This window comes from Microbacterium sp. NPDC055903, from assembly GCF_053615555.1.
Map to the genome: position 1 here is coordinate 2,001,617 of NZ_JBSHCA010000001.1, position 8,588 is coordinate 2,010,204.

Sequence of the window (8,588 nt, forward strand, 5' to 3'; positions counted from 1 at the left end):
CCGCGGGGTCAGGATTCGGCGATGGCTCGGGCCTCAGCGGCCTCGGCGGCGCGCCCGAGTCCTTCGAGCACGTCTCCGAGCTCGAGAGCAGCGACCTGCCGCAGTTGGGCGACATCGGCAGCGTGCTCGATCACCGTGCGGTAGATGGCCACGGCGTCCTCGCCGCGCTGTTCGGCGGAGAGCACCCTCGCCGCGAAGAGCTCAGAGCCCGCTGCCGCGCCGAGGTCGCCGATCGCGGCGAATCCGTCAGCCGCCGTGAGCGCGGTGGAGACCGCATCATCCGTGCGCCCGAGCGTCGCGAGGGCTCGCGCCCGAGAGTCGGTCACGTCTGCGAGCAGCCAGTTCGCCTCGTGCTGCTGCGCGAGGGCGGCGACCTCGTCGAACAGGCCGAGGGCCCGCTCATCCGCCTGCGAGGCGTACGCCTGGCCGAGGTTGTGCAGCACCTCCGAGAGGGGCCCTGCGGCTTCCGGAGTCCTGCGGACGATCTCCGCCGCCTTCTCGAGCAGTTCGATGGCGTCGTCGTGCTCATCGAATCGGGCGAGGATCCTGGCCTGCTCGCTGAGCGCGGCTGCCTGATCCGGGCCCTGCTCGGCCTCCTCGAAGAGTCCGGCTGCGTAGCCGAAGGCGCCGACGGCCTGGCCGAACTCGCCGTCGGCGGAGAGCGCGCGGGCGAGCATCATCGCCGTCATCGCCCTGGAGCCGGGCTCGACATCGGCCTGCTCCTCGCGCTGGAGGACGTCGCCGAACAACTCGGCCGCCTCCGCGGCGGCGCCGGAGGCGAGCATGGCCCGTGCGAGGCGGAAATCGGCTCCGATCTGGTCGCCTCCGCCGTGCTGGGCGATCAGGCGTGCAGTGAGGCGGTAGCGGCTGACCGCCTTCTCCGGCTCGCCGGCGTCCTCCCAGAGCGCCCCCGCGAGCATGTGCGCCGCGGCGAGTGCGCGATCGGCGCCGAGGCCGGCGAGGATGCGGCACGCCTCATCGGCGTCCAGAGCGCCCTCGACGAACTCGTCGCGCCCGCCGCGGAGCCGCGCGCGGGTCTGCAGCGCCTGGGCGCGGTGTCCGGCGCTCAGGTCGTCCTGGGCGAGCAGGCGATCGGTGAGCGTGTTCGCGGCCTCGAGGTCGCCCTTGCTCAGCATCGTGGAGATGGCGAGGTGCGTCGTGGTGTTGACCAGCCGCGCATCGCCTGCCTCGGAGAACTCCCTGGCCGCGCGCTCGATGAGATCGAGCGCGGCATCCGGCTCGTCGGCGCGCAGGTGGATCGATGCCCGGCTGAAGGCGAGATCGCCCCTGGTCCAGGCAGGCAGTCCTTCGGATGAGGCCAGTTCCCGATCCAGGGCTGCGACGTCCTCGGCGGAGTCGGCGCCGAAGGTCGCGAGCCCGAGGCGCTCCTCGAGGTCCGCCTGCGCGCCGAGGCCTGCCTCCCTGAGCGCCAGGATGCGCTCGGGGAGCAGGGCGAGGGCCTCATCGGCCCGGTCGAGGGCGACGAGGATGCCGGTGCGCATCGACAGCAGCTGCGCGCGCTTGCCTGCGTCTTCGACCTCCAGCGCCTTCGGCAGCGCGTTCAGCGTCTCGTGCTCCGTGCCGTACTGCGCGAGGTTCATCGCCCGGTCGTACCACGCCTCTGCGTCGGCGGGCGTCGCCGCGGTGCTCTGGGCCACGAAGGCATCCGATCGGATCGGGACGTCGTAGCGGAGCCCCCGGAGCGCACGAGTGCGCTCCAGACGGACGGAATGGGCGGTACCGCCGTCGCGGGCGTCGAACGCCGCCGCGATCCGCTCAGCGCCCTGCCAAGCTGCTGCGGCGAGGTCCGCGGCGGTCCAGGCGCCGTCGTGCTCTCCGAAGAAGGGCACGAGTGACGGGGAGTCCGCTCCCCGCACCGGAGTCTCGCCGTGACCGGCGGCGGTGACCGCGTCCAGGGCCAGCGCGAAGGCCGCCAGGGCGGAGAAGTGCGCGTCCACGTTGAGCCCGTCATGGGCGAGCCATGGCAGGTGTCGCTCGACGAGGGCGAGCGCGCGGGGCTCGTTGCCCGTGACCGCGCAGAACACGATGTTGTTGGCGACGATCGTGAGGTTGTCCGCGTTGTCCTTGGCGAGCCGATAGCTGCGCAGGTGAGCGGCCTTCGCCTCTTCGAACCGCTCGGCGCGCAGATACGGCAGGAGCACCCGGCTCAGTGCATGCTCCGGCTCCTCGCCGCAGGAGTACCCGCCCTCGATCATCTCCTCGACGAGGCGGATGGCGTCGGCATCCCGGTCGGTGTCGGCGAAGAAACCGGCGAACTGGCTGCGGCCGCACGCGTCGCAGTGGCTGTGGTCGTCGCGCGGCGTCGCCTCGAGCTGCACCCGCAGCCGCTCCGCCTCCTCCATCCGCCCGGCGTCCCAGGCGTCCTCGAAGCGCGCCGTCAGCACGCCGCTCATGCCAAGGCCCGCCTTGCGGTAGTGCGCCTCCATGTCGTCGAGCACGGCGGCGATCTGCTCGGGCGAGAACGCCGGCGACGAGCGCAGCGCCGCCGCCATCCACTTGAACTGCCACATGATGTCCGCGCTGCCGTTGTCGATGTCCGCGGGGAACCGCCGCGGGTCGGCGTCGTGACGGGCGAGGCACCAGGCGAAGGAGTTCAGCATCACATCCGTCGCACCGTTCATGTTCGCGGATGCCGTCTGACGCATGCGCGCCTGGTACTCGAGCCGGTCGTCGCCGATCTCCTGGGCGAGTGCCACGGCCTCGGCGACGAGCGCCTCCTCAGCCGGACCCCAGGGGGTGCTGTCGATCTCCTCGAGGAGCTGTTGGAACTGCTTCTTGGGGCGGGCCATCGGAGTCCTTCGGTGTCGGTCGGCGCGGAGTGCGGCGGTCGGTCAGCGTGGTTCGTCGATCGTGTCGACGTCGATTCCTGCGGAGAGCGCGACGAGGTCGGCCATCGCAGTGGTCATGAGTGTGCGATCGGCATCGGTGAGGGGATGGTGCCCTGCGAGCAGCGCCTGCACGTACAACAGCTGCACGGTGCGGGCGAAGACGGCATCGTCCCTGACCCCGATGAGGGCGCGCACCACACGGTTCGACCAGTTCAGGCACAGCCGTGCGCGCAGATCGTCCTCCCGCGCGGCGTGGGAGGCATCATCGATCCGGTCGAGCACGCCGCCCCAGAGGGAGCCGGTGATGCTCTTCGTCCGCGAACGGTCGATGAAGCGCAGCACCTCCGGGTCGGCGACGTACAGGGCGGGCAGCTCCTCGCGATCGATCGAGCGCACCACGACCGAGCAGTCCGAGGCGCGAAGCACCGCTCCGGCGCGCGCCTCCAGCTCGACGGCAGCGGCCCTGTCGTCGAGGGGCGGCGGATCGAGCCGGTCGAGCTCGCCTGTGACATCGACCCTCTCGACGGAGACGTCGGGGTACAGCTCAGGCAGCATACGCACGAGGTCGGCGTCGTAGAGATAACCGCCGTTGACGAGCACCTCGGTGGCCGGGGTGATCCCCGCCACCTGGCGGAACTCGTCGACGGTCTGGGCGTAGCGGATCCGATGGTGGCTCTCGACGAGCTCGCCGATACGCACGGTCCCGTGCGAGGTCTCCAGCGTCAGCCAGCGCGTGATGAAGCGGGCGAGCTCCTCATCGTGGCGCACCAGGGACTTCAGCCCCACCTCGTGCACGGCGACGAACTGCGCCAGCCGATGCGGTTCGCGCAGGCCGAGTTCGAGGACCCAGCGCCGGATGCCGGCGCCGAGGTGCTCCCTGACGTGTTCGAGAGCCGTGTCCTCGACGAGCGACTCCCGGCTGGCCGTCGGCGCGAGCCCCGTCGAGTCGACGACGGCGCGGACGAAGAAGGCCCAGTCGGGGAGCACGTCGTCCGCGCGCTCCGAGAGGAGCATCCGCCCCAGGTACATGCGCGTCGCCTGGCGTGCGCCCGGCGGCGGAGCGAAGGGGAGCACGTAGGCGAGGCCCCTCGTTCCGGTGGCCGGCTCGCTGAGCTCGATGACGTCGAGCGGGCGGGATCCGATGAGATCACGGCCATAGGCGAGCACTTCGTCGGCGCTCGCCGCCTGATCGAGGAACGGAGGGCGTCGTGTGACGTCGAGGTCGCCGCCGGGAGTCTCGAGCACGACGCGCACGGGCAGGAACTCGCCGAAGGCGGTGGCGAGCTCCCGCACGGCATCCCGGCGCAGCAGATCGTCCTGATCGAAGCGCGGGATGAGGTGCACGCTCGTACCGACGGGGAGCCGCTCGTCGAGCTCGGAGACGGTGAACGTGCCGTCCGAGCGGCCCGTCCACTCGACGCTCGCGCCGCCGCGTGCGCTCTGCGAGCGGATCACGATCGTGTCGGCGACCATGAAGCAGCTGAGCAGCCCGATGCCGAACTGGCCGAGGTAATCGCTGCGGGGCAGGTCGAAGATGTCGCGCTTGGAGCTGCGTCCGACGGTCGCGAGGAGCTCGGCGACCTCGACGGCGGTGAGGCCGACGCCGTCGTCGCGCAGGACGAACTCGCCGGATGACTCGGTGAGCGGGGTGATGCGGATGGTGCCGCCGAGGCCGTCGACCTCGGAACGGGCGGTGATCGCGTCGCGGGCGTTCTGCAGGAGCTCGCGCAGATAGACGCGCGGACTGGAATAGATGTGCCTGCTCAGCAGGTCGACCACGCCCCGCAGATCGACCTGGAATTGCTGGACGTCGTCGTGCACGCCGGATCCCCCTCTTGCCCGCGCATGAGCTTACCGCAGGGGGTCCGGTTCGCCGGAGCGCTCGGGATGCCCTACACTGGTCAGGCAGTTGTCTGCATTGTTTCGCTGTGCCCGAGGGCTCGGCGGAGGATGCGGATCCAGGGGCCATCCGGTCTCTAGGGCGGTAGCTCAATTGGCAGAGCAGCGGTCTCCAAAACCGCAGGTTGCAGGTTCGATTCCTGTCCGCCCTGCGCGTCAGTCAAAGCGCTGGCACACGAAAGGTACAGTCACGATGGATCAGGACGAACCGCGCGGCGAGATCATCGCGGCAGGCGGCGCAGCCGGGGTGAAGAAGCTGGGCTTCTTCGGCCGCATCGCGCTCTTCTTCCGCCAGGTCATCGGTGAGCTTCGCAAGGTCGTCACTCCGACCCGCAAGGAACTGTTCAAGTTCACCGGCGTCGTGCTCGTGTTCGTCGTCATCGTCATGGCGCTCGTGTACGGCCTGGACACCGCGTTCTCGTGGCTGACCTCCCAGGTCTTCGGGGTCCCGCAGTAACGGATTCCCGTGCGGCGACCCTGCCGCAGTGAACGGAAAGAAACAACGTGTCTGAACGATATTCCGACGACGCCGACTGGGCGACAGCCGCGGAGCAGTCCAGCGAGGACGACGAGGCGCAGGAGGGCAACGTCCTCGAGGCCTCCGAGCGTTCCGTCGAGGCGGCTGAGCACGCGGCCCTGCACATCGAGGGCGACGACGAGGATGCCTCGGACGACACCGACGACGAAGACACCGACATCGACGACCCGGAGGCGGACGCGATCGTGAACGATGCCCTCAACCTGGACGAGGCAGCGGAGGCCGAGGCGGCCGCCGAGGTCCTGAACGACGCCGTCGCAGAGGAGGCGGCCGAGCGGGTCGCCGAGGCGGCGGACGAGGTTGCCCCGTACGACGGACCGGACGTGAACGGCGACGACGAGGAGGACCCGTACGAGGCCTTCCGCCAGGATCTGCGCCTGCTCCCCGGCAAGTGGTACGTCATCCACTCCTACGCCGGCTTCGAGCGCAAGGTGAAGGCCAACATCGAGCAGCGCAAGTCGACGCTCGAGGTCGAGGACGACATCTACCAGATCGAGGTCCCCATGGAGGACGTCGTCGAGATCAAGAACGGCCAGCGCAAGATGGTCACGCGCGTCCGGATCCCCGGCTACGTGCTCGTGCGGATGGAGCTCAACGAGGACACCTGGTCCGTCGTGCGTCACACGCCCGGCGTCACCGGCTTCGTCGGCAACGCGCACAACCCGACGCCGCTGCGTTTCGAAGAGGCCTTCAACATGCTGAAGTCCCTCGTCGAGGTCAAGGACGTCTCCACGGCGAAGAACGTCCAGGCCAAGGGCGGCGTCGCCGTCGCGCGGCCGGCGGTCGCCGAGGTCGACTTCGAGATCGGCGAGACCATCACGATCAAGGAGGGCTCGTTCGCGGGTCTTCCCGGTTCGATCAGCGAGATCAAGCCGGAGAGCGGCAAGCTCACCGTCCTCGTCTCGCTCTTCGAGCGCGAGACCCCGGTCGAGCTCAGCTTCGATCAGGTCACCAAGATGATCTGACATCGCTTCCGAAGAACGCCCCGTTCGGCTCCGGCCGGCGGGGCGTTCTTCATGCGGTAGACTTACCTGGTTTGTGTGCGCTTTCGCGCGCGCGGACGACCGCGGTCCGGAGATGCCGGCCTCGCGGGAGAAACGGATGCTTCACGGCATCCGATTCGACGAAAGGAAAGAGAATGGCACCGAAGAAGAAGGTGACCGGCCTGATCAAGCTTCAGATCAACGCCGGTGCAGCCAACCCGGCGCCGCCGATCGGCCCCGCGCTCGGTCAGCATGGCGTCAACATCATGGAGTTCTGCAAGGCGTACAACGCCGCGACGGAGTCGCAGCGCGGCAACGTCATCCCCGTGGAGATCACCGTCTACGAGGACCGCAGCTTCACGTTCATCCTGAAGACCCCGCCGGCTGCGGAGCTCATCAAGAAGGCCGCCGGCCTGCAGAAGGGCTCGGCCACGCCGCACACCGTCAAGGTCGGCAAGATCACCAAGGACCAGGTCCGTCAGATCGCCGAGCAGAAGCAGGCAGACCTGAACGCGAACGACATCGAGGCCGCCTCGAAGATCATCGCCGGCACCGCCCGTTCCATGGGCATCACGGTCGAGGGCTGAGGAGAATAATCATGGCTACCAAGTCCAAGGCTTACAACGCTGCCGCCGAGAAGATCGAGGCAGACCGTTTCTACACCCCGTCCGAGGCTGTCGCCCTCGCGAAGGAGACCGGCTCGGCGAAGTTCGACTCCACCGTCGAGGTCGCGCTGAAGCTCTCGGTCGACCCGCGCAAGGCGGACCAGATGGTGCGCGGCACCGTCATCCTGCCCCACGGCACCGGCAAGACCGCCCGCGTCATCGTGTTCGCCACCGGCCCCGCGGCCGAAGCGGCGATCGCTGCAGGCGCCGATGAGGTCGGCGGCGCCGAGCTCATCGAGAAGGTCGCCGGCGGATGGACCGCGTTCGACGCGGCTGTCTCCACCCCTGAGCTCATGGGTCAGGTCGGTCGTCTCGGAAAGGTGCTGGGTCCCCGTGGCCTGATGCCGAACCCGAAGACCGGCACCGTGACCCCGAACACGGCCAAGGCCGTCGAGGAGATCAAGGGCGGCAAGATCGAGTTCCGTGTCGACAAGCACGCCAACGTGCACTTCGTCGTCGGCAAGGCCTCGTTCTCGGCAGAGCAGCTGGACGAGAACATCAAGGCCGCGCTCGAGGAGATCGTTCGCCTCAAGCCGTCGAGCTCGAAGGGCCGTTACATCCAGAAGGGCGCCGTGTCGACCACGTTCGGCCCTGGCATCCCGCTGGACGTCAACGCCATCTGACCTCGCGTCTCTCCGAAGAGCCCTCGCCTCATGGCGGGGGCTCTTCTGCGTCTGCGGTTGCGGTGGGTTGATGCGGGCATGGGAACGATCGACGACTACCTCGCCGAGCTCGACGATGACGATCGTGCGGTGATCGGGCGTGTGTACGCCGTCGCCGCAGAGACGGCGGGGGAGACCGAGCAAGGCAAGAGCTATGGGATGCCGGCTCTGATCCATCGGGGGAAGGCGCTGATCTCCGTGATGAGAGCGAACAAGCACATCGGTCTCTATCCGTTCAGCGGCCGAGTCCCCGAGCGGGTCGCACCGCTGCTCGCCGGGTTCGAACACGGCAAGGGGACGATCCGGTTCCAGCCGGATGAGCCGATCCCGGATGACACCATCCGGGCCATCGTGCGGGCGAGGATGGCGGAGATCGACGACCCGACGCTGCGTCGTCGCTCCTGACGAGGATCCGCGCGAACGCGCGCGACACGCCAGGGATCCCGCCCGGATTTGCCCGGATCCCGGATCCCGCGTAAGTTGTTACTTGTTCGCCCCACAGGGAAGCGGAAAGGCCGAGAAGCCTCACCCCCCTCAAGCGGAGAACCACCCCCGATTCCTTCTCTCTTGAGAGTCTCGACGTTCGCGTCTAGGATGGGGGATCCACCTCGTGGTACGCCGTCAGCGGCTGTGCAGCGGATCTTGATCCGCTTGCTCCGATTTGACAGGCTCCGCGAAACGGATAAGCTAGAGAAGTTGTCTCGAAGCCCTCAAGGCTTCGAACATCACCTCTGGTTCCGCCCTTACGGCGTGTCGATTTGACAGGCTGAGCGGCGCGGATAAGATTGAGAAGTTGCCCTTCGGGCCTGGTCGTGAGGCTGGGTTGGGGGAGCGTCCGATCCTTGAGAACTCAACAGCGTGCACTTGTCAAATGCCAAATAACCTCGACTCCACTTTGGTGGGGTGAGATTCCTTTGGATCAATTTATATGGATGTCAGTTTGATATTCATTCTTTTGGTCAGTTTCAAACTCGCTGCATGGCCGTTTTCCC

General features: G+C 68.1%; 7 protein-coding genes and 1 tRNA gene. 6 read left to right on the forward strand and 2 right to left on the reverse strand.

Translation table 11 applies throughout. The annotated features are described in order from the left end of the window. Positions 1 to 8: 8 nt before the first annotated feature. Together ACWGJP_RS09285 and ACWGJP_RS09290 are read right to left on the reverse strand one after the other, a co-directional pair. Positions 9 to 2,810 (reverse strand): tetratricopeptide repeat protein, encoded by a 2,802-nt coding sequence (locus ACWGJP_RS09285; protein WP_452329465.1) that lies wholly within the window; start codon positions 2,808 to 2,810, stop codon positions 9 to 11. A 42-nt stretch (positions 2,811 to 2,852) separates the two neighbouring features. Further along, positions 2,853 to 4,670 (reverse strand): HSP90 family protein, encoded by a 1,818-nt coding sequence (locus tag ACWGJP_RS09290; protein WP_452329466.1) that lies wholly within the window; start codon positions 4,668 to 4,670, stop codon positions 2,853 to 2,855. A gap of 157 nt (positions 4,671 to 4,827) precedes the next feature. Between ACWGJP_RS09290 and ACWGJP_RS09295 the strand changes: the two genes are divergently transcribed. The 6 genes from ACWGJP_RS09295 to ACWGJP_RS09320 all read left to right on the forward strand — a co-directional run bounded on the left by ACWGJP_RS09295 (position 4,828) and on the right by ACWGJP_RS09320 (position 8,001). Then, positions 4,828 to 4,900: transfer RNA gene (locus ACWGJP_RS09295), tRNA-Trp, on the forward strand. Between the two features lie 41 nt (positions 4,901 to 4,941). After that, positions 4,942 to 5,205: a preprotein translocase subunit SecE gene (secE, locus tag ACWGJP_RS09300; RefSeq protein WP_452329467.1), complete on the forward strand. Its 264-nt coding sequence runs from the start codon at positions 4,942 to 4,944 to the stop codon at positions 5,203 to 5,205. A 47-nt stretch (positions 5,206 to 5,252) separates the two neighbouring features. Then, positions 5,253 to 6,251, forward strand: a complete 999-nt coding sequence (gene nusG, locus ACWGJP_RS09305) for a transcription termination/antitermination protein NusG (RefSeq protein WP_452329468.1) — start codon at positions 5,253 to 5,255, stop codon at positions 6,249 to 6,251. A gap of 173 nt (positions 6,252 to 6,424) precedes the next feature. Beyond that, the gene (gene rplK, locus ACWGJP_RS09310) at positions 6,425 to 6,856 is read left to right on the forward strand and encodes a 50S ribosomal protein L11 (RefSeq protein ID WP_452329469.1); all 432 of its coding nucleotides are present in this window, start codon (positions 6,425 to 6,427) and stop codon (positions 6,854 to 6,856) included. An 11-nt stretch (positions 6,857 to 6,867) separates the two neighbouring features. Next, positions 6,868 to 7,557, forward strand: coding sequence for a 50S ribosomal protein L1 (rplA, locus tag ACWGJP_RS09315; RefSeq protein ID WP_452329470.1), 690 nt, complete (start codon positions 6,868 to 6,870; stop codon positions 7,555 to 7,557). Between the two features lie 78 nt (positions 7,558 to 7,635). After that, positions 7,636 to 8,001, forward strand: a complete 366-nt coding sequence (locus tag ACWGJP_RS09320; RefSeq protein ID WP_452329471.1) for an iron chaperone — start codon at positions 7,636 to 7,638, stop codon at positions 7,999 to 8,001. Positions 8,002 to 8,588 lie beyond the last annotated feature (587 nt).

What these genes read in the sequence shown, in the direction of transcription:
- rplA (WP_452329470.1), top strand. Translation starts at nt 6,868, where the DNA reads ATGGCTACCAAGTCCAAGGCTTACAACGCTGCCGCCGAGAAGATCGAG.
- ACWGJP_RS09285 (WP_452329465.1), bottom strand. Translation starts at nt 2,810, where the DNA reads ATGGCCCGCCCCAAGAAGCAGTTCCAACAGCTCCTCGAGGAGATCGAC.
- secE (WP_452329467.1), top strand. Translation starts at nt 4,942, where the DNA reads ATGGATCAGGACGAACCGCGCGGCGAGATCATCGCGGCAGGCGGCGCA.
- rplK (WP_452329469.1), top strand. Translation starts at nt 6,425, where the DNA reads ATGGCACCGAAGAAGAAGGTGACCGGCCTGATCAAGCTTCAGATCAAC.
- ACWGJP_RS09320 (WP_452329471.1), top strand. Translation starts at nt 7,636, where the DNA reads ATGGGAACGATCGACGACTACCTCGCCGAGCTCGACGATGACGATCGT.